This window comes from Leclercia sp. LSNIH1, from assembly GCF_002902985.1.
Lineage (GTDB): Bacteria > Pseudomonadota > Gammaproteobacteria > Enterobacterales > Enterobacteriaceae > Enterobacter.
Genome location: NZ_CP026167.1, coordinates 2565268 through 2592258 on the forward strand (window position 1 = coordinate 2565268; position 26991 = coordinate 2592258).

General features: G+C 56.7%; 20 protein-coding genes. 10 read left to right on the forward strand and 10 right to left on the reverse strand.

The window, feature by feature from the left end:
• The first annotated feature begins 38 nt into the window (after nt 1-38).
• From cmoM to C2U54_RS12630, 7 genes are all read left to right on the forward strand, one after another.
• Complete coding sequence (cmoM, locus tag C2U54_RS12595; RefSeq protein WP_103178930.1) at nt 39-824, forward strand: tRNA uridine 5-oxyacetic acid(34) methyltransferase CmoM; 786 nt, start codon at nt 39-41, stop codon at nt 822-824.
• Nucleotides 821-2143, forward strand: a complete 1323-nt coding sequence (mukF, locus tag C2U54_RS12600; RefSeq protein WP_103178931.1) for a chromosome partition protein MukF — start codon at nt 821-823, stop codon at nt 2141-2143. The genes cmoM and mukF overlap by 4 nt, the downstream gene beginning before the upstream one ends.
• Nucleotides 2124-2828 carry a chromosome partition protein MukE gene (gene mukE / locus C2U54_RS12605; protein WP_103178932.1) on the forward strand — a complete coding sequence of 235 codons (705 nt, stop codon included), beginning with the start codon at nt 2124-2126 and terminating at the stop codon, nt 2826-2828. The genes mukF and mukE overlap by 20 nt, the downstream gene beginning before the upstream one ends.
• Nucleotides 2828-7276, forward strand: coding sequence for a chromosome partition protein MukB (gene mukB, locus C2U54_RS12610; RefSeq protein ID WP_103178933.1), 4449 nt, complete (start codon nt 2828-2830; stop codon nt 7274-7276). The genes mukE and mukB overlap by 1 nt, the downstream gene beginning before the upstream one ends.
• Nucleotides 7277-7459: 183 nt before the next feature.
• Nucleotides 7460-9280 carry a L,D-transpeptidase gene (gene ldtD / locus C2U54_RS12615; RefSeq protein ID WP_103178934.1) on the forward strand — a complete coding sequence of 607 codons (1821 nt, stop codon included), beginning with the start codon at nt 7460-7462 and terminating at the stop codon, nt 9278-9280.
• A 178-nt stretch (nt 9281-9458) separates the two neighbouring features.
• Nucleotides 9459-10007, forward strand: a complete 549-nt coding sequence (locus C2U54_RS12625; RefSeq protein WP_103178935.1) for a YcbK family protein — start codon at nt 9459-9461, stop codon at nt 10005-10007.
• 18 nt (nt 10008-10025) lie between these two features.
• The gene (locus C2U54_RS12630; RefSeq protein ID WP_103178936.1) at nt 10026-10673 is read left to right on the forward strand and encodes an MBL fold metallo-hydrolase; all 648 of its coding nucleotides are present in this window, start codon (nt 10026-10028) and stop codon (nt 10671-10673) included.
• A gap of 111 nt (nt 10674-10784) precedes the next feature.
• Here the strand turns inward: C2U54_RS12630 and C2U54_RS12635 are convergent, their stop codons facing one another.
• The 4 genes from C2U54_RS12635 to pncB form a co-directional block, all read right to left on the reverse strand.
• Nucleotides 10785-11975 carry an amino acid aminotransferase gene (locus C2U54_RS12635; RefSeq protein WP_103178937.1) on the reverse strand — a complete coding sequence of 397 codons (1191 nt, stop codon included), beginning with the start codon at nt 11973-11975 and terminating at the stop codon, nt 10785-10787.
• A 184-nt stretch (nt 11976-12159) separates the two neighbouring features.
• Nucleotides 12160-13239, reverse strand: coding sequence for a porin (locus C2U54_RS12640; RefSeq protein WP_103178938.1), 1080 nt, complete (start codon nt 13237-13239; stop codon nt 12160-12162).
• Nucleotides 13240-13844: 605 nt separating this feature from the next.
• Complete coding sequence (gene asnS / locus C2U54_RS12650) at nt 13845-15245, reverse strand: asparagine--tRNA ligase (RefSeq protein ID WP_103178939.1); 1401 nt, start codon at nt 15243-15245, stop codon at nt 13845-13847.
• 162 nt (nt 15246-15407) lie between these two features.
• Nucleotides 15408-16610: a nicotinate phosphoribosyltransferase gene (gene pncB, locus C2U54_RS12655; RefSeq protein ID WP_103178940.1), complete on the reverse strand. Its 1203-nt coding sequence runs from the start codon at nt 16608-16610 to the stop codon at nt 15408-15410.
• A 264-nt stretch (nt 16611-16874) separates the two neighbouring features.
• Between pncB and pepN the strand changes: the two genes are divergently transcribed.
• Nucleotides 16875-19487 (forward strand): aminopeptidase N, encoded by a 2613-nt coding sequence (gene pepN, locus C2U54_RS12660; protein ID WP_103178941.1) that lies wholly within the window; start codon nt 16875-16877, stop codon nt 19485-19487.
• A 156-nt stretch (nt 19488-19643) separates the two neighbouring features.
• On the opposite strand, the gene ssuB is transcribed toward pepN, so the two are convergent.
• From ssuB to ssuE, 5 genes are read right to left on the reverse strand one after another with little or no spacing between them, the layout of a single operon-like run.
• Nucleotides 19644-20414, reverse strand: coding sequence for an aliphatic sulfonates ABC transporter ATP-binding protein (gene ssuB / locus C2U54_RS12665; protein ID WP_103178942.1), 771 nt, complete (start codon nt 20412-20414; stop codon nt 19644-19646).
• Nucleotides 20411-21202, reverse strand: a complete 792-nt coding sequence (gene ssuC, locus C2U54_RS12670) for an aliphatic sulfonate ABC transporter permease SsuC (protein ID WP_103178943.1) — start codon at nt 21200-21202, stop codon at nt 20411-20413. The genes ssuB and ssuC overlap by 4 nt, the downstream gene beginning before the upstream one ends.
• A 9-nt stretch (nt 21203-21211) precedes the next feature.
• Nucleotides 21212-22357, reverse strand: coding sequence for an FMNH2-dependent alkanesulfonate monooxygenase (ssuD, locus tag C2U54_RS12675; RefSeq protein ID WP_103178944.1), 1146 nt, complete (start codon nt 22355-22357; stop codon nt 21212-21214).
• Entirely contained in the window at nt 22354-23316 is a 963-nt protein-coding gene (locus C2U54_RS12680; protein WP_103178945.1) for a sulfonate ABC transporter substrate-binding protein, read from the reverse strand. The genes ssuD and C2U54_RS12680 overlap by 4 nt, the downstream gene beginning before the upstream one ends.
• On the reverse strand, nt 23309-23884 hold the full coding sequence (ssuE, locus tag C2U54_RS12685; RefSeq protein ID WP_103178946.1) for an NADPH-dependent FMN reductase: 576 nt from the start codon (nt 23882-23884) through the stop codon (nt 23309-23311). Before ssuE ends, C2U54_RS12680 begins: the two co-directional genes overlap by 8 nt.
• Nucleotides 23885-24132: 248 nt before the next feature.
• Between ssuE and pyrD the strand changes: the two genes are divergently transcribed.
• Entirely contained in the window at nt 24133-25143 is a 1011-nt protein-coding gene (gene pyrD / locus C2U54_RS12690; RefSeq protein ID WP_103178947.1) for a quinone-dependent dihydroorotate dehydrogenase, read from the forward strand.
• 167 nt (nt 25144-25310) lie between these two features.
• Nucleotides 25311-25847 carry a cell division protein ZapC gene (gene zapC, locus C2U54_RS12695; RefSeq protein WP_103178948.1) on the forward strand — a complete coding sequence of 179 codons (537 nt, stop codon included), beginning with the start codon at nt 25311-25313 and terminating at the stop codon, nt 25845-25847.
• On the opposite strand, the gene C2U54_RS12700 is transcribed toward zapC, so the two are convergent.
• Nucleotides 25844-26953, reverse strand: coding sequence for a YcbX family protein (locus tag C2U54_RS12700; RefSeq protein WP_103178949.1), 1110 nt, complete (start codon nt 26951-26953; stop codon nt 25844-25846). The genes zapC and C2U54_RS12700 overlap by 4 nt on opposite strands.
• Nucleotides 26954-26991: the final 38 nt, after the last annotated feature.

Consider the following 26991-nt stretch of genomic DNA (forward strand, 5'->3'; position numbering starts at 1 on the left):
AAATAGCGGTTTTGTTGTGAGTGGGTGGAGCTCTCCCAATGCGGGATCGCAATTTTGATGACATCGCGGAAAAGTTTGCCCGCAATATTTACGGCACGACTAAAGGCCGTCTGCGGCAGACGATCCTCTGGCAGGATCTGGACATCCTGCTGGATGGGTTTGGCGACAAGAAACTGCGTGTCCTCGACGCTGGCGGCGGTGAAGGCCAGACGGCGATAAAAATGGCTGAGCGTGGGCACCACGTTATCCTCTGCGATCTCTCCGCTGAAATGATCGCCCGCGCTGAACAGGCCGCGGTGGAGAAAGGTGTGAGCGATAACATGCAATTTATACATTGTGCCGCTCAGGAGATTGCTCAACATTTGGAAAGCCCGGTTGATCTGATATTGTCTCATGCGGTGCTGGAATGGGTAGCCGAACCCCAGGCGCTGCTGAAGACGCTCTGGTCGATACTGCGCCCCGGCGGCGCGCTGTCGCTGATGTTTTACAACGCTAACGGCCTGTTAATGCGTAATGTGCTGGTGGGTAATTTCGGTTATGTACAGCAGGGTATGTACAAGAAGAAACGCCGTACGCTGTCACCGGACTTTCCGCGCGACCCGCAGCAGGTTTATGGCTGGCTGGAAACTTCCGGCTGGCAGATTACCGGGAAAACCGGCATCAGGGTGTTTCATGATTATCTGCGTGATAAACAGAAGCAGCATGAGTGCTTTGACGCCCTGACAGAATTAGAGACGCGGTACTGTCGCCAGGAGCCTTATATTAGCCTTGGCCGCTACATTCACGTCACCGCGCGCAAGCCGCAGAGCAAGGATAACTTATGAGTGAATTTTCCCAGACAGTCCCCGAACTGGTTGCCTGGGCCCGAAAAAACGATTTCTCCCTCTCGCTGCCGGTAGACAGACTCTCTTTTCTGCTGGCGGTCGCCACGCTGAACAGCGAACGGCTGGATGGAGAAATGAGCGAGGGCGAACTGGTGGATGCGTTCCGCCATGTCAGTGATGCGTTTGAGCAAACCAGCGAAACCATTAATGTGCGTGCCAATAACGCGATTAACGATATGGTGCGTCAACGTCTGCTGAACCGCTTTACCAGCGAGCTGGCAGAAGGGAATGCCATCTATCGTCTGACGCCACTGGGCATCGGCATTACCGACTACTACATTCGCCAGCGCGAATTCTCGACCCTGCGCCTCTCGATGCAGCTCTCCATTGTGGCGGGCGAACTGAAGCGTGCAGCCGATGCCGCAGATGAGGGCGGTGACGAGTTCCACTGGCACCGTAACGTCTATGCGCCGCTGAAATATTCAGTAGCCGAGATTTTCGACAGCATCGATTTGACGCAGCGCATCATGGATGAGCAGCAGCAGCTGGTGAAGGACGACATCGCCCAGCTTCTGAACAAAGACTGGCGGGCGGCAATCTCCAGCTGTGAAATGCTGCTGTCAGAAACCTCCGGCACCCTGCGTGAACTGCAGGATACGCTGGAGGCTGCGGGCGACAAGCTGCAGGCCAACCTGCTGCGCATTCAGGATGCCACCCTGGCCCAGGACAATCTGCATTTTGTCGATCGCCTGGTCTTCGATCTGCAGAGCAAGCTGGACCGTATTATCAGCTGGGGCCAGCAGGCGATTGACCTGTGGATCGGCTATGACCGCCACGTGCATAAATTTATCCGAACCGCTATCGATATGGATAAAAACCGCGTGTTTGCCCAGCGTCTGCGCCAGTCGGTACAGACCTATTTCGATGCCCCGTGGGCGCTGACCTACGCAAGCGCTGACCGCCTGCTCGATATGCGTGACGAAGAGATGAGCCTGCGCGACGAAGAGGTCACCGGCGAGCTGCCAGCCGATCTGGAATATGAAGAGTTTAACGAAATACGGGAACAGCTTGCCGCGATGATCGAGGAGCAACTGGCGATCTTCAAAACCAAAAACAAACCACTCGATCTCGGTCTGGTGGTGCGCGACTACCTCGCACAATACCCGCGTGCCCGCCATTTCGATATCGCCCGCATCGTGGTCGATCAGGCGGTACGCCTGGGCGTCGCGCAAGCAGATTTCACCGGCCTGCCGCCGAAGTGGCAGCCGATCAACGATTACGGAGCCAAGGTACAGGCGCATGTCATTGACAAATATTGAACACGTGATGCCAGTTAAGCTGGCCCAGGCGCTGGCAAATCCGATCTTTCCGGCGCTGGACAGCCAGCTGCGTGCCGGTCGTCACATTGGTCTCGACGAGCTGGATAATCACGCTTTTTTAATGGATTTTCAGGAGTACCTGGAAGAGTTTTACGCCCGCTATAACGTGGAGCTGATCCGCGCGCCGGAGGGGTTCTTCTATCTGCGCCCGCGCTCCACCACGCTTATCCCGCGCTCGGTGCTCTCCGAGCTGGACATGATGGTCGGCAAAATTCTCTGCTATCTCTACCTCAGCCCGGAGCGTCTGGCGAACGAAGGCATCTTCACCCAGCAGGAGCTCTATGACGAGCTGATGACCCTGGCGGACGAAGGCAAGCTGCTGAAGCTGGTAAACAACCGCTCCACCGGCTCGGACGTGGACCGTCAGAAGTTACAGGAAAAAGTGCGCTCCTCCCTGAACCGTCTGCGCCGTCTGGGGATGGTGTGGTTTATGGGCCATGACAGCAGCAAATTCCGCATCACTGAATCTGTGTTCCGCTTCGGTGCCGACGTGCGCGTGGGCGATGACGCCCGCGAAGCGCAGCTGCGCATGATCCGTGATGGCGAAGCGATGCCGGTGGAAAACCATCTGCAGCTCAATGACGAGCATGAAGACAATCAGCCGGATAGCGGGGAGGAAGAATAATGATTGAACGCGGTAAATTTCGCTCACTGACGCTGGTTAACTGGAACGGTTTCTTTGCCCGCACCTTTGATCTCGATGAGCTGGTGACCACGCTCTCGGGCGGTAACGGGGCAGGGAAATCCACCACCATGGCGGCCTTCGTCACGGCGCTGATCCCGGACTTAACCCTGCTGCACTTCCGTAACACCACCGAAGCTGGCGCGACCAGCGGTTCCCGCGATAAGGGTCTGCACGGTAAGCTGAAGGCGGGTGTCTGTTACTCCGTGCTGGACGTGATCAACTCCCGCCATCAGCGCGTGGTGGTTGGCGTCCGCTTGCAGCAGGTCGCCGGTCGCGACCGTAAAGTGGATATCAAACCGTTCGCCATTCAGGGGCTGCCAACCTCCGTTCAGCCCACCGCGCTATTGACGGAAACCCTGAACGAACGCCAGGCGCGCGTACTGACGCTGCAGGAGCTGAAAGACAAGCTGGAAGCCATCGAAGGCGTGCAGTTTAAGCAGTTCAACTCCATCACCGAATACCACTCGCTGATGTTCGATCTGGGCATCGTCGCCCGTCGTCTGCGCTCTGCCTCGGACCGCAGTAAATATTATCGTCTGATCGAAGCCTCGCTCTACGGCGGGATCTCCAGCGCCATTACCCGCTCCCTGCGTGATTACCTGTTACCGGAAAACAGCGGTGTGCGTAAGGCGTTCCAGGACATGGAAGCGGCGCTGCGTGAAAACCGTATGACGCTGGAAGCCATTCGCGTCACGCAGTCTGACCGTGACCTGTTCAAGCACCTGATCAGCGAAGCCACCAACTATGTGGCGGCGGACTACATGCGCCACGCCAACGAGCGCCGCATTCATCTCGATCAGGCTCTCGAGTATCGCCGTGAGCTCTTCACCTCCCGCCAGCAGCTGGCCTCTGAGCAGTACAAGCACGTCGAGATGGCCCGCGAGCTGTCCGAGCATAACGGGGCAGAAGGGGATCTGGAGGCCGACTATCAGGCCGCCAGCGATCACCTGAACCTGGTGCAGACCGCGCTGCGTCAGCAGGAAAAAATCGAGCGCTACGAAGCGGATCTCGATGAACTGCAAATTCGTCTGGAAGAGCAGAACGAAGTGGTGGCGGAAGCTGCCGACAAGCAGGAAGAGAACGAAGCCCGGGCCGAAGCCGCCGAGCTGGAAGTGGATGAGCTGAAAAGCCAGCTTGCTGACTATCAGCAGGCGCTCGACGTCCAGCAAACCCGCGCCATTCAGTACAATCAGGCGTTGCAGGCGCTGGAACGTGCAAAAGCGCTTTGCCACCTGCCGGACCTGACGCCAGAGAGCGCGGATCAGTGGCTGGAGACTTTCCAGGCCAAAGAGCAGGAAGCTACAGAAAAACTGCTGAATCTCGAGCAGAAAATGAGCGTGGCGCAAACTGCGCACAGCCAGTTTGAACAGGCATACCAGCTGGTGGCCGCGATTAACGGCCCGCTGGCGCGCGCCGAAGCGTGGGAAGTGGCCCGCGAGCTGCTGCGTGATGGCGTTAACCAGCGCCACCTGGCGGAACAGGTTCAGCCGCTGCGTATGCGCCTGAACGAGCTGGAGCAGCGCCTGCGTGAACAGCAGGAGGCGGAACGCCTGCTGGCTGAGTTCTGCAAGCGTCAGGGTAAACGGGTCGATATTGACGATCTGGAAAGCCTGCATCAGGAGCTGGAAGCCCGTATCGCGTCGCTGTCCGACAGCGTATCCAGTGCCAGTGAACAGCGTATGGCGCTGCGTCAGGAGATGGAGCAGCTACAGTCGCGTATTCAGACGCTGATGCAGCGCGCCCCAGTCTGGCTGGCCGCCCAGAGCAGCCTCAGCCAGCTCAGCGAGCAGTGTGGCGAAACCTTCGAATCCAGCCAGGAGGTCACGGAGTATCTGCAGCAGCTGCTGGAGCGTGAACGCGAAGCAATTGTTGAACGTGACGAAGTGGGTGCGCGTAAGCGCGCCGTCGACGACGAAATCGAACGTTTAAGCCAGCCGGGTGGTGCGGAAGATGCCCGTCTGAACACCCTTGCAGAGCGTTTTGGCGGCGTGCTGCTGTCAGAGATTTATGACGACGTCAGCCTGGAAGATGCCCCGTACTACTCGGCGCTGTATGGTCCATCCCGCCACGCGATTGTGGTGCCGGATCTGTCGCTGATCGCGGACCAGCTCGAAGGGCTGGAAGATTGCCCGGAAGATCTCTATCTGATCGAAGGGGATCCGCAGTCGTTCGATGACAGCGTCTTTGGCGTCGACGAGCTGGAAAAAGCGGTGGTGGTGAAAATCGCCGATCGCCAGTGGCGCTATTCGCGCTTCCCGGCGCTGCCGCTGTTTGGCCGCGCGGCCCGTGAAAGCCGTATTGAGAGCCTGCATACCGAGCGTGAAGCGCTGTCAGAACGTTTTGCGACGCTCTCGTTCGACGTGCAAAAAACCCAGCGTCTGCACCAGGCGTTCAGCCGCTTTATCGGCAGCCATCTGGCCGTGGCCTTTGAGGCCGATCCGGAAGCCGAGATCCGCAAGTTCACCACCCGTCGTACCGAGCTTGAACGCGCGATTTCAGCCCACGAAAATGATAACCAGCAGAGCCGCCTCCAGTTCGAGCAGGCTAAAGAGGGCGTCGCTGCCCTTAACCGCATTCTGCCGCGCCTGAACCTGCTGGCAGATGACACCCTCGCCGATCGGGTGGATGAGATCCAGGAGCGTCTCGACGAAGCGCAGGAAGCCGCGCGCTTTGTCCAGCAGTACGGCAATCAGCTGGCGAAGCTGGAGCCGATGGTCTCAGTGCTGCAGAGCGACCCGGAACAGTTCGAACAGCTGAAAGAAGATTATGCCTGGTCCCAGCAGGTCCAGCGCGAAGCGCGTCAGCAGGCGTTTGCCCTGACCGAAGTTTCCCAGCGCCGGGCGCACTTCAGCTACTCCGACTCGGCGGAGATGCTGAACGGCAACAGCGACCTGAACGAGAAGCTGCGCCAGCGTCTGGAGCAGGCGGAAATGGAGCGTACCCGCGCCCGTGAGGCGATGCGTAGCCATGCCGCGCAGCTGAACCAGTACAATCAGGTGCTGGCGTCGCTGAAAAGCTCGTTTGATACCAAGAAAGAGCTGCTGACCGACCTGCATAAAGAGCTGCAGGATATCGGCGTGCGGGCCGACAGCGGGGCGGAGGAGCGGGCGCGCATTCGTCGCGACGAACTCCATGCCCAGCTCAGCAATAACCGTGCCCGCCGCAACCAGCTGGAAAAAGCGCTCACCTTCTGTGAAGCGGAGATGGACAACCTGACCCGCCGTCTGCGCAAGCTGGAACGTGACTACCACGAGAAGCGCGAGCAGGTGGTGACCGCCAAAGCGGGCTGGTGCGCCGTGATGCGAATGGTGAAAGACAATGGTGTTGAACGCCGTCTGCACCGCCGCGAGCTGGCCTATCTCTCCGGCGATGAGCTGCGTTCTATGTCGGATAAGGCGCTGGGTGCGCTGCGTCTGGCGGTGGCGGATAACGAACACCTGCGCGATGTGCTGCGCATGTCGGAAGATCCGAAGCGCCCTGAGCGCAAAATTCAGTTCTTCGTGGCGGTCTATCAGCACCTGCGCGAGCGTATTCGCCAGGATATTATTCGCACCGATGACCCGGTTGAAGCCATTGAACAGATGGAGATTGAACTGGGCCGTCTGACGGAAGAGCTGACCTCACGTGAGCAGAAGCTGGCGATCAGCTCCCGCAGCGTGGCCAATATCATCCGTAAGACGATCCAGCGCGAGCAGAACCGTATTCGTCAGTTGAACCAGGGGCTGCAGAGCGTCTCCTTCGGTCAGGTTAACAGCGTGCGGCTGAACGTCAACGTGCGTGAAGCCCACGCCACGCTGCTTGACGTGCTGGCCGAGCAGCACGAGCAGCATCAGGATCTGTTCAACAGCAACCGCCTGACCTTCTCCGAAGCGCTGGCGAAGCTGTATCAGCGTCTGAACCCGCAGATCGACATGGGCCAGCGCACGCCGCAGACCATCGGTGAGGAGCTGCTGGACTACCGTAACTATCTCGAGATGGAAGTGGAAGTTAACCGTGGTTCTGACGGCTGGCTGCGCGCGGAATCGGGCGCCCTGTCGACCGGGGAAGCGATCGGTACCGGGATGTCGATTCTGGTGATGGTGGTCCAGAGCTGGGAAGATGAATCCCGCCGTCTGCGCGGCAAGGATATCTCTCCATGCCGCCTGCTGTTCCTTGATGAGGCGGCGCGTCTGGATGCCCGTTCGATCGCCACGCTGTTTGAGCTGTGCGATCGTCTGGATATGCAGCTGATTATCGCGGCGCCGGAAAATATCAGTCCGGAGAAAGGCACCACCTATAAACTGGTGCGTAAGGTCTATCAGAACAGCGAGCATGTCCACGTTGTGGGTCTGCGCGGCTTTGCCCCGCAGCCGCCTGAGTCCTTGCCCGGAACGGCTGACGCCTCCTGAGGAATCTGAAAATTAGCGATGGCGGCCCCCGGGCCGCCTTTTTTTATTCCTTGAGCTTGTACTGGCGGCTGCGTTAACTTTAAACTTCTTTACATAAGGTAAGGCTGGTGCCGGTCTGCCTTTCTATAATGAAGTGAAGCCCCGGTGATGAGGGCGTGACGTATAGCAAACAGGGGGCAAGGGATGTTGCTGAATAATATGTATGGTCGTCAGCTGTCGGCACTCAGTTTGTGTTTGACGGTGTTAGTTGCTCCGCTGTTTAGTGCGCGGGCGGATGAGCCCGAGCTGGTTCCTGTCGATAGCTCCGCCACGGTGGGCGCGCAACCGACTGCGCTGTCCCAGCCGCTTGAACAATCGCCTGCCACCGCCATAATGGCCGGTATCCGGCCGCTGCCTGCGGATATCAATGCAGAGCAACGCCGTCAGGAATTGCTTGCGGCGCTGCCTGCCGGCTACACCCCGGCCTATCTCAATCAACTTACGCTGCTGTATGCCGCGCGTGACATGAAGCCGATGTGGGACGATCGTGAAGCCGTGCGCGCGTTCCAGCAGCAGCTGGCTGAAGTCGCCATCGCCGGATTTCAGCCGCAGTTTACTGCCTGGGTCGAGTTGCTGACCCAGCCTGCCGTCACCGGAATGGCGCGTGACGTGGTGCTATCGGATGCGATGATGGGCTATCTGCAGTTTGTGGCGGGGATCCCGGTCAACGGCAACCGCTGGCTCTACAGCAATAAGCCTTACAAGCTGGCGACACCGCCGCTGTCGGTGATTAACCAGTGGCAGCTGGCGCTGGATAACGGCACGGTGCCGCACTTCATTGCCGGGCTGGCCCCGACGCATCCGCAATATGCTGTGATGCACCAGTCGCTGCTGGAGCTGGTGGCTGACACGCAGCCCTGGCCCCAGATCCAGAGTACCGCTAAGCTGAGCCCGGGGCAGTGGAGCAGCGACGTACCCGCGTTGCGAGAAATCCTCAAACGTTCCGGCGTGATTGACGGCGGGCCGAAAATTGCCCTGCCGGGTGACGATCCGCAAAGCGTGGTCGTCAGTCCATCGGCTCCGTCTGTCGAAAAGAAGAAGTCTGTTTCCAGCAAGCCGGCCTCCTATGACCGCAGCCTGGTTGAAGCGGTAAAAGCCTTCCAGACCAGCCAGGGGCTGGGCGCTGATGGCGTTATCGGCCAGGCGACGCGTGAGGCGCTAAACATGACTCCTGCGCAGCGTGCCGGGGTGCTGGCGTTGAATATCCAGCGCCTGCGTTTGTTGCCCGGAACACTCTCGACGGGCATCATGGTGAATATCCCGGCCTTTTCGCTGGTCTATTACCAGAATGGCAGCGAAGTGCTGGCCTCCCGCGTGATTGTGGGCCGCCCGGATCGTAAAACGCCGATGATGAGTAGCGCGCTGAATAATGTGGTGGTTAACCCGCCGTGGAATGTGCCGCCGACGCTGGCGCGCAAAGATATTTTGCCGAAGGTGTGGAATGACCCGGGTTATCTTGAACGCCATAACTATACCGTGCTGCGCGGCTGGAACAGTAAAGAGCCGATAGATCCGTGGCAAGTCGACTGGGCGACCATCACGCCGGCGAATTTACCCTTCCGTTTCCAGCAGGCACCGGGTGCACACAACTCGCTGGGTCGGTATAAATTCAATATGCCAAGCTCGGATGCCATCTATCTGCACGATACGCCGAACCACAACCTGTTCCAGAAAGATGCGCGTGCGCTCAGCTCCGGTTGTGTGCGCGTCAATAAAGCGTCAGAACTGGCAAATATGTTGTTACAGGATGCAGGCTGGAACGACACACGTATCTCGGATGCGCTGAAGCAGGGTGACACGCGATATGTGAATATCCGCCAGAATATTCCGGTTAATCTGTACTATCTTACCGCCTTCGTCGGCAAAGACGGTCGAACGCAGTACCGTACAGATATTTACAATTATGATGAGACTGCCCGGTCCAACACACAAATTCTGCCCAAAGCAGAGCAATTGATCAGATAAATGAAGAAGTTCGGAAAATTCCGGTAGTCTAAGTGGGAAAATAAACGGGGTCTTGCGGTTGCAAGCCCCGTCTTTCCTGGGTTGTGGTGCCTTGACGATGACAGGTTTGCCCGGTAATGTGCCCTTCGTGCGCTGTAAAGCATCTATACGATAACATTGACCTGTAGACCTGATTACCATGGACAAATTCGACGCTAATCGCCGTAAGTTGTTGGCGTTAGGTGGCATTGCGCTGGGCGCGGCCATCTTACCTACGCCATCATTTGCCACGCTCTCTACCCCTCGACCACGTATTTTGACGCTTAATAACCTGCACACAGGTGAGTCAATCAAAGCTGAGTTTTTTGACGGTCGGGGCTATATTCAGGATGAATTAGCCAGGCTGAATCACTTTTTCCGTGATTTCCGCGCCAATAAAGTAAAAACCATCGATCCGGGATTATTTGACCAGCTTTACCGCCTGCAGGGTTTGCTTGGCACCCGCAAACCGGTACAGCTCATTTCCGGCTATCGCTCCCTTGATACCAATAATGAATTGCGTGCCCACAGCCGCGGTGTAGCCAAAAAGAGCTATCACACCAAAGGGCAGGCGATGGATTTTCATATTGAAGGCATTTCGTTAGCCAATGTTCGCAAAGCTGCGTTATCTATGCGCGCAGGTGGTGTAGGATATTACCCACGTAGCAACTTTGTGCATATTGATACCGGGCCATTGCGGCACTGGTAATAACAAATCAGGAGCAGTATGAACTATCGTATTATTCCGGTCACCGCCTTCTCCCAGAACTGTTCGCTTATCTGGTGTGAACAAACCAAACTGGCAGCCCTGGTCGATCCCGGTGGCGATGCAGAGAAGATCAAACAGGAAGTCGCTGCCGCTGGCGTGACCTTAATGCAGATCCTGTTGACCCACGGCCATCTCGATCACGTGGGGGCGGCGGCTGAACTGGCACAGCATTATGGCGTGCCGGTGATTGGCCCGGAAAAAGAAGATGAGTTCTGGCTGCAGGGATTGCCGGCGCAAAGCCGCATGTTTGGCCTTGATGAATGTCTTCCTCTGACGCCGGATCGCTGGCTGAATGAGGGCGAGAGCGTCAACGTGGGCAATGTGACATTACAGGTCTTGCATTGTCCAGGGCATACTCCAGGCCATATTGTTTTCTTTGATGACCAGTCGCGCCTGCTGATTTCCGGTGATGTGATCTTTAAAGGCGGCGTAGGGCGCAGTGATTTCCCCCGGGGCGATCACGGCCAGCTGATCCGCTCGATCAAAGAGAAGTTATTACCGCTGGGCGACGATGTGACCTTTATTTCAGGTCATGGCCCGATGTCTACCCTGGGATACGAACGGCTGCACAACCCATTCCTGCAGGATGAACTGCCGGTCTGGTAATCACAATTAAAAAAGCCTGCTTTAAGCAGGCTTTTTTAATTGCCCGGTGGCGCTACGCTTACCGGGCCTACACGTAGGCCGGGCAAACGCAGTGCGCCCGGCTTAGCGTTTTTACAGCACTGCGACAATCGCTTCGCACAGTGGCGCCATGTTATCCGGCGTCATCCCCGCCACGTTAACACGACCTGATGCCACCGCATAGACGCCAAACTCTTCGCGCAGACGCAGAACCTGCTCTTTGGTCAGGCCGCTGAATGAGAACATGCCATTCTGTTTGATGATAAAGCTGAAGTCGCGATCAGCCCCTTTTTCTGCCAGGGTGTTCACAAACAGCTGACGCATGCGCTGAATACGCTGACGCATGTCGTTCAGTTCCTGCTCCCAGATAGCGCGCAGGGCGTCATTACTGAGGATAGTCGCCACTACAGACGCACCGTGAGCCGGCGGGTTAGAGTAGTTAGCACGAATAACGGATTTCATCTGGCTGAACGCACGGTCAACGGTCTGCTCATCAGACGCCACCAGCGTACAGGCACCAACGCGCTCATTGTAGAGGCCGAAGTTCTTGGAGTAAGAGCTGGCAACAATCAGCTCTTTATGGACTGCTGCGAAAGCGCGCAGGCCTTCTGCATCTTCTTCCAGACCACGGGCAAAGCCCTGATACGCGAAGTCGAACAGCGGCAGCCAGCCTTTTTCTACGGAGAGTTTCGCCAGCTGTTCCCACTGCTCCAGCGTCGGATCAATGCCGGTTGGGTTATGGCAGCAGCCGTGGAACAGCACCACATCGCCCGCCTGCGCTTCGCTCAGGCTGGCCAGCAGGCCGTCGAAGTCCAGAGAGTGGTTGGCCGCGTCGTAGTAAGCATATTCACGCACTTCCAGACCCGCAGAGTTAAAGACGCTCTTGTGGTTCGGCCAGCTCGGATTGCTCACCCAGACGGTTTTTACGCTGGTGTTTTTGGCAAGGAAATCCGCTGCCACGCGCAGTGCGCCAGTACCGCCAGGGGTCTGTGCCGTGCGGGCACGTTTATCGCTGACAATCGCGCTGCCTTTGCCGAAGAGCAGTTCCTGGGTGCAACGACCAAATTCCGGAATACCGTCGATGCCGAGGTAGTTTTTGGTATTTTCATTTTCCAGCAGATACTGCTCAGCTTTTTTTACGCTGGTCAGTACCGGGGTCTTGCCGGTCTCATCTTTATAGACACCAATACCCAGGTTAATTTTCCCGGGGCGGTCATCGGCACGAAACAGATCGGCCAGGCCCAGAATAGGGTCGGCAGGGGCGGCGGTAATGTTCTCAAACATGACGAAGTTCCATTGTGGTTACGGAAGTGAAATCCGCTATCAGGTTAACGATAGTTCTACAAAATGCCAACCGTTTGCTACAAAAAGCGTGCGGCTTTTCAAAAGTCGCCATTTTTTGCTTTCAGGCATAAAAAAACAGGGCCGAAGCCCTGTTTTTTAGACATATAACAAAGTGGTGTACTGATTAGAACTGGTAAACGATACCTACACCCGCCTGGTCGTCGGTAGACAGGCCAGTTGCTTCGGTGTAGTTGTTGTCGTCCAGCAGGTTGAAGCGGTACGCAGCGTACACGTTCATGTTCTTGTTGAAGTAGTACCAGGTACCCACTTCTACGTATTTCACCAGGTCAGCATCGCCGCCGGAGAAACCGTTACGACCAGTCAGATCTTTACCTTTGGACTGTACGTAACCCACGGATGGACGCAGACCGAAGTCGAACTGGTACTGAACCACAGCTTCAACGTTCTGAGTCTTGTTCGCGAACTCGCCGTCGTTTTCACGGGTCATGTTCTGAGATTCGCCGTACATTACTGCTGCGTACAGGTTGTTTGCATCATATTTCAGGGAGGTTGCCCAGCCTTCAGCACGTTCGCCTTTATTGTCTGCACTCTGCGCAGTAGAGCGGTCAGAGTTAGAGTAGGCTGCGGTTACGTTGAAGCCTTCAGCGAAGTCATAGCCCAGAGAGTAGCTGCCGCCGTCGCCGTTCTGACGGCTGATGGTGTGGCCAGACTCGTTTTTACCCTGATACTGCAGACCTACTGCCAGGCCGTCAACCAGACCGAAGAAGTCAGAGTTACGGTAGGTAGCCAGACCGGTGCTACGTGCGGTCATGAAGTTGTCGGTTGCCGCCAGGGAGTCACCGCCCCAGATAACGAACATATCGGTAGAAGCCAGCGCATCGTAGAACACGCCGTAGTTACGACCGTAGTCGAATGAACCGTAGTCACCAGCTTTCAGGCCTGCGAATGCCAGACGGGTCTTGGTGCCCTGAGCGCCTTCCTGGGAAGAAGCGTCCATGTTGTATTCCCACTGACCGTAACCGGCCAGCTGGTCATTAATCTGAGTTTCACCTTTGAAGCCGATACGCGCATAGGTGGTATCACCGTTGTTGGTGTCACCGTTGGTGGTCCAGATGTGCTCACCTACAGCTTTACCGTAGAAGTCCAGCTTGTTAGCGTTTTTGTTATAGATTTCTGCTGCGTTAGCTGCACCGGCTGCCAGCAGGGCAGGGATAACCACTGCCAGGATATTGCGCTTCATCATTATTTATTACCCTCATTGGTTTTTTTATGACACTCGCCACTGCCGTCAATAAATTCTGTCAATAAATATTTCCGGAACTATTGATGAGAGTTTGGTGTCTTTATGTGTCTGACAGGCAACTTTCCATTCAAATAGCGGTTTCGCTAGCCTGAAAGTGCTACAAACATAAAAAATCGGTTACAATAAGAAAATATGTGTAACTAAATGTGAATTTTAAGGAACTTTGTGAGGCACCTCAAAGTTCAGAGTTGAATGGCTAAATTTAAAGCTTCACATATTCTATCTATATGAATTGCTTATCTTAATTTCAGATAATGACTTTTTTTATGATCCGAAGCATTAGCGAACAATTTTTCTTATTTCTGGAGATGGACGTCTGGATAGCCGGGAGTTTGTGCGAAAAATGTGCTAATGCTTAAGAAAGATATTAGGCGCAATAAGAATAGGGTTTATTTTTTATTCAAAGATGTTTCATGGAAATAAAGCGTAACACTGTAGAGGATCTGGCGGGGTTGCGCTTTAAAGATGCTGACTTTCAACTGACACAAGTTGACACGGCAGGATAAAATAATGGCCAGCATAGCTGGCCATTGAGTATTACGGGATTAGAACGTTGCGCTGCGCGGAGTACGCGGGAAAGGAATAACATCACGCACGTTCTGAACACCGGTGACATAGGCAATCAGACGCTCAAAGCCGAGCCCGAAACCGGAGTGCGGCACGGTGCCATAGCGACGTAAATCGCGATACCACCAGTAGTCCTCTTTGTTGAGGCCCATTTCAGCCATACGCGCATCCAGCACATCCAGACGCTCTTCACGCTGAGAACCCCCGATGATTTCACCGATGCCCGGCGCCAGCACGTCCATCGCGGCAACGGTTTTGCCATCTTCGTTAAGGCGCATATAGAACGCCTTAATGTCTTTCGGATAGTTTTTAACTACTACTGGCGCCTTGAAGTGTTTCTCGGCCAGGTAACGTTCATGCTCGGAAGCCAGATCAACGCCCCAGTAAACCGGGTTCTCGAACTTCTCACCGCATTTCTCGAGGATCGCGACGGCATCGGTGTAATCCACCTGCGCAAAGTCAGCAGAGACGAAACGCTCCAGACGGGCAATCGCATCGCTGTCGACGCGCTCGGCGAAGAATTTCATGTCGTCTGCACGCTCGGTGAGCACGGCCTTGAAGACATACTTCAGCATCGCTTCTGCCAGGCCCGCAACATCATTGAGATCGGCGAAGGCCACTTCTGGCTCCAGCATCCAGAATTCTGCCAGGTGGCGGCTGGTGTTGGAGTTTTCAGCACGGAAGGTCGGGCCGAAAGTGTAGATCTTAGACAGCGCACAGGCGTAGGTTTCGCCGTTCAGCTGGCCAGACACGGTCAGGAAGGCCTCTTTACCAAAGAAATCTTTGTCGTAATCCACTTTGCCTTCTGGCGTGCGCGGCAGGTTTTCCATATCCAGCGTGGAGACGCGGAACATCTCGCCTGCGCCTTCGGTATCAGAGGCGGTGATAAGCGGCGTGGAGACCCAGAAGAAACCCTGCTCGTCGAAGAAGCGGTGCAGCGCCTGTGCAAGCGTATGACGAACGCGGGCCACGGCACCAATCATGTTGGTACGCGGGCGCAGGTGAGCCACTTCGCGCAGATACTCGATGCTGTGGCGTTTTGCCGCCATCGGGTAGGTATCTGGATCTTCAACCCAGCCGGTCACTTCAATGGAGGTGGCCTGCAGTTCATAGCTCTGACCCTGGCCCTGAGAAGCCACGATTTTACCGGTGACGACAACGGAGCAACCCGTGGTCAGACGCAGCACTTCCTGATTGTAATTGGGCAGAGAATTATTAATTACGGCCTGTACAGGATCAAAGCAGGAACCGTCATAGACGGCGAGGAATGAAAAGCCAGCTTTTGAATCTCGGCGGGTACGCACCCATCCGCGCACGGTGACTTCGCTGTCAACGGCTACGCGGCCCTGGAGTACGTCGGCTACAGGCACAACGCTCATAATAGTCTCTCTATGTTGTCCAAAAATAAAATCTGTATCCCCCTAAACAGGGGGATATCTATGTTACCTGGCATCCGCCATCAGACAAGCAGATTTCGCAATCATAAGAGAAGAAATAGGAAATAAATAAGAGAAGGGAGCGCGGCAGGCTCCCCGAAGAGATTAGCTGGCGATTTTTACCTGAGGCAGGTCGAACGCTTTGCGCAGTGCCCGCACGAAGGCTTTGTCATGACAAATGGTTTTGCCCGGGCTGTCGGAGAGCTTCGCCACCGGCTTGCCGTTACATTCCACCAGCTTAATCACGATATTCAGCGGTTTTACCTGCGGAATATCGCAGGTCAGACGGGTGCCGATCCCAAAGGCCAGATTTACGCGCGAGGAGAAGTGTCGGTACAGGCCTACCGCTTTTGGCAGGTCGAGATTATCTGAGAAGACCAGCACTTTGCTCATCGGGTCGATGCCCAGCTTTTGATAATGGGCAATCGCTTTCTCACCCCACTCCAGCGGATCCCCGGAGTCATGGCGTAGCCCCTGATAGGCGTTGGCGAACTCAGGCCCGAAATCGCGCAGGAAGGCGTCCATGGTAATACAGTCGGTTAAGGCGATGCCGAGCTGCGCCGGATACTCTGTAAGCCAGGCGGCCAGCGCCGCACGCTGGCTGGTCGCCAGCTCCGGACTGATCTGCTGATGCGCCTGGAACCACTCGTGCGCCTGGGTGCCCATTGGGGTCAGGTTCAGACGGCGGGCCAGATCGTAATTGCTGGTGCCGACAAACCACGGCTCCTGCTGCAAACGCTCGACAATGGCCTGTTGCACCTCGCGGGAGAAACGGCGACGGGTGCCAAAATCCATCAGACGGAAACGCGACATATCCAGCGAGTCGGTCAGCCGGGCAAAATCAACCAGCTTCTGTTCCAGCGTCGTCAGAGCCAGCTCAACGCTCGCCTCCGGTGAACGGAAGCGGTGCACCAGCTCGCTGATTACCGCCAGCAGGGGCACTTCCCACATGATCACTTCCCGCCACGGACCTTCAAGGCGAATATGTAGCTTGCCATTATCGTTGCTGATGTTGACCTGTTTCGGGTCGTAGCGGAAATTGCGCAGCCACTGAAGGTAATCTTCTTTAAAGAAGGGCAGGCTGGAAAGCCACTGGAATTCATCATCCTGCAGACGAAGATGCTGCATTGCGTCGACTTGCTCACGGATGGCGTCAGCATAGATCCCCAGCAAATCGTCACCACGGCAGCGGAATTCAGCCGCGACCTGTACGTCGTGGTATTGGTGGAAAACGGCTTGCTGCATATGCAGTTTGTACGCGTCGGTATCCAGCAGCGTATGCAGAACAGGAGAAGCGAATTGAGTCATAGGTGCGCAGTAGCATCCTCTCACGGGAGCGTTTAGTACAATAAACGACTAATGAAACCGCTGGAGTATACCTTGTTTAGCGATTTATTGAACCCCGATCACACCATAAGCCTGGTTCAGGGTCGAGAGCATTTCGTGCCGCGTGTTATAAAAATGTAGCAAATAGAGTGTTTGTGACTGAAAAGATGAACATTCTGCATAGCGCGATTTAGACAACAGGAATAGACTGGTTCGTTATTCGACAAACGATGCAAAAGGTTTTCTATGACACAACAGCCTCAAGCCAAATACCGCCACGACTACCGTGCGCCGGATTACCTGATTAGCGATATCGATCTGACTTTTGACCTGGATGCCACAAAAACCGTTGTGACGGCGGTAAGCCAGGTGACGCGTCACAACGCCACGGCGGTGCCGCTGCGTCTTGACGGCGAAGACCTGACCTTAGTGTCGGTGCAGGTAAATGACACCCCATGGACCGACTATAAAGAAGAAGATAACCAGCTGGTGCTGGATAACCTGCCGGAACGTTTTACGTTACGCATCGTTAACGAGATTAGCCCGGCGTCTAACACCGCACTGGAGGGGTTATACCAGTCGGGCGTGGCGCTCTGCACCCAGTGTGAAGCTGAAGGTTTCCGTCACATCACCTGGTATCTTGACCGCCCGGATGTACTGGCCCGCTTTACCACCAAAATCATCGCCGATAAAGCCACCTATCCGTTCCTGCTCTCCAACGGCAACCGCGTGGGCGAGGGCGAGCTGGAAAATGGCCGTCACTGGGTGCAGTGGCAGGATCCGTTCCCGAAACCGTGCTACCTGTTTGCGCTGGTGGCGGGTGATTTTGACGTTCTGCGCGACACCTTCACCACCCGTTCAGGCCGTGAAGTGGCGCTGGAGCTGTTTGTCGATCGCGGCAACCTCGACCGCGCCCCGTGGGCGATGACCTCGCTTATCAACTCCATGAAGTGGGATGAAGAGCGTTTCGGTCTCGAGTATGACCTCAACATCTATATGATCGTCGCCGTCGACTTCTTCAATATGGGTGCGATGGAGAACAAGGGCCTCAACGTCTTTAACTCCAAATATGTGCTGGCGCGTACCGATACCGCCACCGATAAAGACTACCTCGATATCGAGCGCGTCATCGGCCACGAGTATTTCCATAACTGGACCGGCAACCGTGTCACCTGCCGTGACTGGTTCCAGCTGAGCCTGAAAGAGGGCTTAACCGTCTTCCGCGATCAGGAGTTCAGCTCCGATCTCGGCTCGCGGGCGGTGAACCGCATCAATAACGTGCGCACCATGCGCGGCCTGCAGTTTGCCGAAGACGCCAGCCCAATGGCGCACCCGATCCGCCCGGATAAAGTGATTGAGATGAACAACTTCTACACCCTGACGGTGTATGAAAAGGGTTCTGAAATTATTCGTATGATCCACACCCTTCTGGGCGAAGAGAATTTCCAGAAAGGGATGCAGCTCTATTTCGAACGCCATGACGGCAGCGCCGCCACCTGCGACGATTTCGTTCAGGCGATGGAAGATGCCTCTAACATCGATCTCTCTCACTTCCGCCGCTGGTACAGCCAGGCCGGTACGCCGATCGTGACCGTTAAAGACGACTACAACCCGGAAACCGAGCAGTACACCCTGACCATCAGCCAGCGCACGCCGCCAACGGCTGAACAGGAAGAGAAGCATCCGCTGCATATTCCGTTCGCCATTGAGCTGTACGATAACGAAGGCAAGGTGATCCCGCTGCAAAAAGGCGGCCATCCGGTGCATAACGTATTGAACGTGACTCAGGCCGAGCAGACCTTCATCTTTGATAACGTCTATTTCCAGCCGGTACCTGCGCTGCTGTGCGAATTCTCCGCGCCGGTTAAGCTGGAGTACAAGTGGAGCGATCAGCAGCTGACCTTCCTGATGCGTCATGCACGCAATGACTTCTCCCGCTGGGATGCGGCGCAGAGCCTGCTGGCGACCTATATCAAGCTGAACGTCAATCGTCATCAGCAGGGGCAGCCGCTGTCGGTACCGGCGCATGTTGCCGACGCCTTCCGCGCCATTCTGTTAGATGAGAAGATCGATCCGGCGCTGGCGGCTGAAATCCTTACCCTGCCGTCGGTAAACGAAATCGCCGAGCTGTTTGAGATTATCGATCCGATCGCTATCGCGACGGTGCGTGAGGCCCTGACCCGTACCCTGGCAACCGAGCTGGCGGATGAGTTCCTGGCGGTCTACAACCACCACAAACTGGACGCCTATCGGGTTGAGCATGCCGATATTGGCAAACGCTCACTGCGTAACACCTGCCTGCGCTACCTGGCATTTGGGGAGACGGCGCTCGCCGATGAACTGGTCAGCAAGCAGTATCACACGGCCGACAACATGACCGATGCGCTGGCTGCGCTGGCTGCCAGCGTTGCCGCAGAGCTGCCGTGCCGTGATGCCCTGATGCAGGAATATGACGACAAATGGCATCAGGATGGTCTGGTAATGGACAAGTGGTTCATTCTGCAGTCCACCAGCCCGGCGGCGGATGTGGTGAACAAGGTGCGCAGCCTGCTCAATCACCGTTCGTTCACTCTCAGCAACCCGAACCGCGTCCGTTCCCTGATTGGCGCCTTTGCCAGCAGCAACCCGGCCGCCTTCCATGCGGAAGATGGCAGCGGCTACCAGTTTATGGTGGAGATGCTGACCGAGCTCAACAGCCGTAACCCGCAGGTAGCGTCGCGTCTGATTGAGCCGCTGATCCGTCTGAAACGCTACGATGAGAAGCGTCAGGCGAAGATGCGTGCCGCGCTGGAGCAGCTGAAAGGGCTGGAGAACCTCTCCGGCGATCTCTACGAGAAGATCAGCAAGGCGCTGGCCTGACAGAAAGCCGGGTCCGGCCTGGGTTCTGTTTTGTAGGCCGGGTAAGGCGAAGCCGCCACCCGGCAGTGCTGTGCGGCCTGATGCCCGGTGGCGCTACGCTTACCGGGCCTACGGTTACCCTCCCTCTCCCTGTGGGAGAGGGTCAGGGTGAGGGCATCAGGCATTAGCCGTAATCAACTGCCGCTCCGTTACCCCACGCTTCATCACCCGATCCAGGACCTCCGCTTCCAGCTCCGCCAGCCGTGCCGAACCCACCCGGCGAGGGCGAGGAAGGTCAATCGTCAGATCCAGCCCAATCTTGCCCTCCTCAATGAGCAGTACCCGGTCCGCCATGGCCACGGCTTCGCTCACATCGTGGGTCACCAACAGCACCGTAAAGCCGTGCTCCTGCCATAACGAGACGATAAGCTCCTGCATCTCAATCCGCGTCAGGGCGTCCAGCGCCCCCAGCGGCTCATCCAGCAGCAACAGCCCCGGGCGATGGATCAGCGCTCTGGCCAGCGCCACGCGCTGTTTCTGTCCCCCTGACAGGGCGGCAGGCCACTCCCCGGCGCGATTGTCCAGCCCGACGGCGACCAGCGCCTGTAATGCCTGCGCTTTCCAGTCGCCTTTCAGCCCCAACCCCACGTTATCGATTACCGGTTTCCACGGCAGCAGTCGGGCATCCTGGAACATCATCCGGGTATCGTCCTGGATCTCCGCCAGCGGGGTGTTCCCGGCCAGCAGTTCGCCGCTGTTTGGCGCTTCCAGCCCGGCCAACAGGCGCAGCAGGGTGCTTTTGCCACCGCCGCTGCGGCCCACCACCGCCACGAATTGCCCGGCGGGAATATGCAGCTCCAGTTCGTTCAGAATGGTGTTTTCGCCGTAGCGTTTGGTCACGCCATTGAGCAACAGCGGCGTCCCCTGGTTTAAGCGAGCTGTATTCATGCATGTGCCTCCTTTATCGCGTAGGCCGGATTCCAGCGCAGCCAGCGGCGTTCCAGCCACTGGGCGCTGACATCCGCCAGTTTGCCGAGCAGGGCGTAGAGAACGATGGCCACCACGACCACGTCGGTCTGCAGGAATTCGCGGGCGTTCATCGCCAGGTAGCCGATACCCGAGTTGGCGGAGATGGTTTCCGCCACAATTAACGTCAGCCACATCAGACCGAGGGCGAAGCGCACGCCGACCATAATGGAGGGGAGGGCGCCCGGCAGGATAACCTGGATAAACAGGGCGAAGCCGGACAAACCGTAGCTGCGCGCCATCTCCACCAGCCCGCGATCGATATTACGGATGCCGTGCCAGGTGTTGATATAGACCGGGAAGAGCGTGCCGAGGGCGACGAGAAAAATCTTCGCCGTCTCATCGATACCAAACCAGAGGATCACCAGCGGGATCAGCGCCAGATGTGGCACGTTGCGCAGCATCTGAATCGAGGTGTCCAGCAGACGCTCACCCCAGCGGGAGAGGCCGCTGATCAGCCCCAGCGTCAGGCCAATCGACCCGCCAATGGAAAAACCAATCACCGCGCGCCAGGCGCTGATCGCCAGATGCTGCCACAGCTCGCCGCTGGCGCTCAGCGACCAGAACGCCTCCACAACGCCCTCCGGCGACGGCAGGATGCGGCTGGAGAGCCAGCCCACGGAGGAGGCCAGTTGCCAGATAAGCACAATGCCTGCGGGAAGCAGCCAGGGTGCAATGCGCAGCAGCCATTTTCGGGAAGAATGAGCCATGCGTTCTCCTTAGCTCTGGGCGACTTTACGCGGAATAAATTCGTTGGCGACCGCTTCGCCCTGCTGCAACAGCTGCTGCGGCTGCGAGATCTCCGGAATGGCGACATCCAGATGCGGGAACAGCAGTTCACCCACCTTGTACGCCTCCTCCAGATGCGGATAACCGGAGAGAATAAAGCTGTCGATACCGAGGTCAGCGTACTCATTAATGCGCGCCGCCACGGTCGGGCCATCCCCCACCAGGGCGGTACCTGCGCCGCCGCGCACCAGGCCGACGCCCGCCCACAGGTTCGGGCTGATCTCCAGATTCTCTCTTTTACCGTTGTGCAGGGAGGCCATTCGGTGTTGCCCCACGGAGTCGGTGCGGGCAAAGGCGGCCTGCGCTTTGGCAATGGTGTCATCGTCCAGATGCGAAATCAGGCGGTCGGCGGCCTGCCACGCCTCTTCAGTGGTTTCGCGCACAATCACATGCAGACGAATACCGAAGCGGACTTTACGACCCAACGCCGCGGCTTTGGCGCGCACCTGTTCGATTTTCTCTTTTACCAGCGCCGGCGGCTCGCCCCAGGTGAGGTAGAGATCCACCTGCTCGGCGGCCAGATCCTGGGCAACGTCCGATGAACCGCCAAAATAGAGCGGTGGACGCGGCTGCTGGATCGGCGGGAAGTAGAGTTTCGCGTCACGCACATGGATATGCTTGCCCTCGAAGGTGACGTTCTCCCCCTCCAGCAGACGACGCCAGACCTGAGTGAATTCCGCGGAGGCTTCGTACCGCGCGGTGTGATCCAAAAAGACGCCATCTCCCGCCAGCTCCTGCGGATCGCTGCCGGTCACCAGGTTAAACAGGGCGCGGCCATTCGACAGACGGTCGAGGGTCGCGGCCTGGCGTGCGGCCACCGTCGGGGAGGTCACACTGGGACGCAGGGCCACCAGAAACTTCAGGCGTTGGGTCACCGGGATCATCGACGCCGCCACCAGCCACGCATCCTCGCAGGAACGACCTGTCGGGATCAGCACCCCGGTAAAACCAATCCGATCGGCGGCCTGGGCGATCTGCTGGAGATAAGCATGATCCACCGGACGAGCACCCTCGTCGGTGCCAAGGTAATGACCGTCGCCGTGGGTAGGTAAAAACCAGAACAGATTCAGACTCATGATTTATCTCCTTTCGAGGCAGTGGGCTGCCAGATGCGGTCGCGAATAACGATTTTTTTCGGTACCAGATGGTTGTCGTAAAACAGGTCGGCGGTTTGCTGCTGTAACACGGCGATTTTCGCATCCACCGGTTTGATGACGGTTGGCGGGCGATGGTCAAGGTAGGTAGCAATGACCGGCTCCGGCAGACCCATCGATTTTGCCAGCAGGGCGATACTGGCCTGACGCTGGCTCTGGGTGAGGGCGTCCGCTTCGCTAAAGGTATCCAGCACGCCCTGAATAAAGGCACCGTTCTTCTCGGCATAGGGGCGTGCGGCAAGGTAGAAAGAGCCGGTCTGTTTCAGGGTTTCGCCATCTTTCAGTACTCTCACACCCCCCTGCAGCAGCACCGCAGAGTAGTAAGGGTCCCAGATAGCCCAGGCATCGACATTCTGTTGCTGGAAAGCGGCGCGGGCATCCGACGGGGAGAGGTAGACCGGCTGAATATCCTGAAAGGTCAGGCCAGCCTGCTGGAGCGCGCGCAGTAAAAGGTTGTGGGAGCTGGAGCCTTTCTGGAAAGCCACTTTGTGGCCTTTCAGATCCGCCACGCTCTTAATCGGGCTATTTTCAGGCACCAGGATCACTTCGGCTTTCGGTTTTGGCGGCTCAACGCCGACGTAAAGCAGATCCGCGCCGGCGGCCTGGGCGAAAATTGGCGGGATATCGCCCGTGCTGCCGAGATCGATACTGCCTACGTTCAGCGCCTCCAGCATCTGCGGGCCGGCCGGGAACTCGACCCAGGAGAATTTGGTGTCCGGGTAGCGTTTTTCCAGCAGCTGATGGCTTTTCGCCAGCACCATACTGACGCTGCCTTTCTGATAGCCAATACGCAGATTGTCGGGTGCGGGCTCAGCGCCATGCGCCAGGGCGGAGAGAGCCACCAGACCTGCCAGACTCAGGCGTGCGAGGGATTTAAACATGGGCGACTCCTTTCTGAAGACCAAAGGCTGGAACCTGCACGTCGCGGCGATGCAGCGCCTGCCAGAAGGTCTCCAGCGCGCTGTCGAGGCGGGTTTGCAGGTTTGGGGTAAAGTGCGGCTTGTGCTGGTAATCGATGACCTGAGAATCATCGGCAAAGACGCCGTGCAGGATCTCCTGGGCTTTCAGGGCGTTGAGCACCGGTTTCAGGGCGTAATCCACCGCCAGCAGGTGGGCCACAGTGCCGCCCGTCGCCAGCGGCAGGACGACTTTGCCCTCTAACGCGCGCTCCGGCAGCAGATCCAGCAGGGTTTTCAGGGCACCGGAGAACGAGGCTTTATAGATCGGCGTGGCGACGATCAGCCCATCGGCCTCTTTTAACTGTTCATTCAGCGCCTTCAGCGCAGGGCTGTCGAAGCGGGCATAGAGCAGATCTTCCGGGGCAAAATTTTGTAGATTCCAGTGGAACACCTCCACATCCAGAGAGGTAAGCTGCTCCCGGGCGTACTCCAGCAGTGCGCTGGAGCGGGAAGGGAATCGCGGACTGCCGGCCAACGTAATGACGCGCATAGATGCTCCTTATAACCAATTATTCGCTTTTATCTAACATTGATAACATTTGTTGGCAGTGTGGCACCGCTGGCTTATTCCGCTAAATGATTTATCCGCAAGATAAATGCCGAAAATTGAATAAAGGAGGAGTGAAAAGTAAACGATTGCGCGGCACGGGGCTTTTTTTGCCTCAGGTCAATTCCCTTTCCCGCTGCGATCGCAGATAATACGCCCCCGGTTTGCACACCGGGAATCCAGGAGAGTTCATGTACTACCCCTTCGTTCGTAAAGCCCTTTTCCAGCTCGATCCTGAGCGCGCTCATGAATTAACATTCCAGCAGTTACGCCGTATTACGGGAACCCCGCTCGAAGCGCTGGTGCGCCAGAAAGTGATGGATAAGCCGGTCACCTGTATGGGGTTAACCTTTAAAAACCCATTGGGTCTGGCGGCAGGGCTGGATAAAAATGGCGAGTGCATTGATGCACTGGGTGCGATGGGCTTCGGCTCCATCGAAATTGGTACCGTCACACCGCGTCCGCAACCGGGTAACGACAAGCCACGCCTGTTCCGCCTGGTAGAAGCCGAGGGGCTGATTAACCGCATGGGGTTTAATAATCTCGGTGTCGATCATCTCGTTGAAAATGTGAAAAAGGCCCATTTCGACGGTGTATTAGGCATTAATATCGGCAAAAATAAAGACACGCCGGTCGAGCAGGGCAAAGATGACTACCTGATCTGCATGGAGAAAGTCTACGCTTATGCCGGATATATTGCGGTGAATATCTCCTCGCCTAACACGCCAGGTCTGCGTACCCTGCAATACGGCGAAGCGCTGGACGACTTATTAACCGCCATCAAAAATAAGCAAAATGAACTCCAGGCGACGCACCATAAATATGTGCCGGTCGCCGTTAAAATTGCGCCGGATCTGAGTGAAGAAGAGCTGATTCAGGTGGCCGACAGTTTAGTTCGTCATAATATTGATGGTGTTATCGCTACCAATACCACGCTCGACCGCACTTTAGTTCAGGGGATGAAGCACTGCGATGAAATGGGTGGCTTGAGCGGACGCCCGGTGCAGTTAAAAAGCACCGAAATAATTCGTCGTCTGTCGCAGGAATTAAATGGCCGCTTACCGATTATTGGGGTTGGCGGGATTGATTCAGTCATCGCCGCCCGTGAAAAAATGGCTGCTGGCGCTTCGCTTGTTCAGATATATTCCGGCTTTATTTTTAAAGGTCCGCCGCTGATTAAAGAAATCGTTAATCACCTCTAACCTTTTAGCATGACTGACAACCAGGGCTTTATTTCCAGCTCTGGTTGTTTTATATTCCCGGACTGTTGCTTTATTAGACATAGTAGTCTTTGATTACTGAGGTTAAAAAAACGAAGCGGCAATAAGGACTTTCTTACGACAGGACGTTTCGGGCACGGGAGAGACAGATGCGAATTAAACCTGACGATAACTGGCGCTGGTATTTCTGCGAAGAGCACGATCGTATGATGCTCGATCTGGCCAATGGTATGCTGTTTCGTTCGCGTTTTGCCCGCCGGATGTTAACCCCGGACGCCTTTGCCGATACCGGTTTTTGCGTCGATGATGCCGCACTCTATTTCTCTTTTGAAGAGAAGTGCCGTGACCTGGAACTGTCGAAAGAGCAGCGTGCTGAACTGGTGCTCAATGCGCTGGTGGCGATCCGCTTCCTCAAACCCCAGATGCCAAAAAGCTGGCACTTTCTCGCCCACGGTGAACGCTGGACGCCGGTTATCGGTGATGCCGCCTGTGTCAGCCTGAGCGAAAATGGTGAGCAGGTGAATTTGCTGGTGGTGGAGCCGGGCGACAACGCTGCGCTCTGTTTACTGGCGCAGCCCGCGGTGACCATTGCCGGGCGCACCATGCAGTTGGGCGACCCGATTAAAGTGATGAATGACAGGCTGAAACCGCAACCGGTCAGCTTCAGCCTGGAACAGGCCGTTTAAGCCTCGAGTTGTAACGACGTTTTCGGTACGCAGCTACAGCACAGGATTGTGCCGTCGCTGCCAATGGCCGATTTCTTCAGCGCGCTCACTTCCCCCTCAACCAGCGTAATGCGACAGCATCCGCAAATCCCCGCACGGCAGGAGTAGGGCACGCGAATCCCGGCCTGTTCAAGCTGCTCCAGCAACACCTGCTGATTGTTACCGCGAATGGTCTGCCCCTGCCACTGGATGGTCACCGCCGTTGCAGGCTGCACTTCCACGTCGCTGGCCTCTTCTTCGGCGCCTGCACCGTAGAGACGGCCCGGGGCGGTCGAGAGGATCTCCACCTCGTCGCCCACGCGGATCACTCCGCTGGAGCGCGGGATCAGGTTCTGGCCGAAATCGACATCACCATTATCCTGCGCGGTGCGGAAAGATTGCAGGGTTTTTAGCGGTTCGCCAGCCGGGTGTTTCTGCCCTTTCTCCGGGCTGACGGTGGTAAAGATGCAGCGGCTGCAGGGTTTCACCACGTCAAAAATGACCTCGCCGATGCGGATCACTTTCCAGGTGTCCTCTTCCCAGGCGGCAGCGCCTGTCACCACCAGGTTCGGGCGGAACTGCTCCATCTGCACGCTGGCCGGGCAGCGCTGTTGCAGGTCGCGCAGCGAGGCTTCGTTTGTGAGCAGATACGGGAATCCGTCGGCAAAAGAGAGCGGCACCGCGGCAAACTTAGCCACGCGTCGCGTCAGCTCCGGCCCAACCCAGCGGAGCTGAACCGGGCGGGAAAAGAATTCGCTCAGCCAGCGGTTGATCGCGTCCGGGGCGATACGGGCGGTAAAGTGGTTGCCCCAGACTTCGGTGGGCGCATCCGCTGGCGCAAAATCGCTGAAACGGACGATACTACTGGAACCATCCGGCGCAGTCAGATGGAGACCATCCTGAACCGGCGCCGGGATGAAGCGAACCATTTGCGGGAACTGGCGTGCGGTAATAAATGTGCCATCCAGCTCTGTGACCATAAAAATGCGATCAAAGGCAAAACCGCTGACATCGGCAAGGGCATGCGTGAGCCCAATACCGCGCATGGATTTAACCGGATGAATGAAAAGCCTGGATAACGTCGCCACGGCGCAGCCCTCAAATGAAAATAAGCCCTCAACTTTAT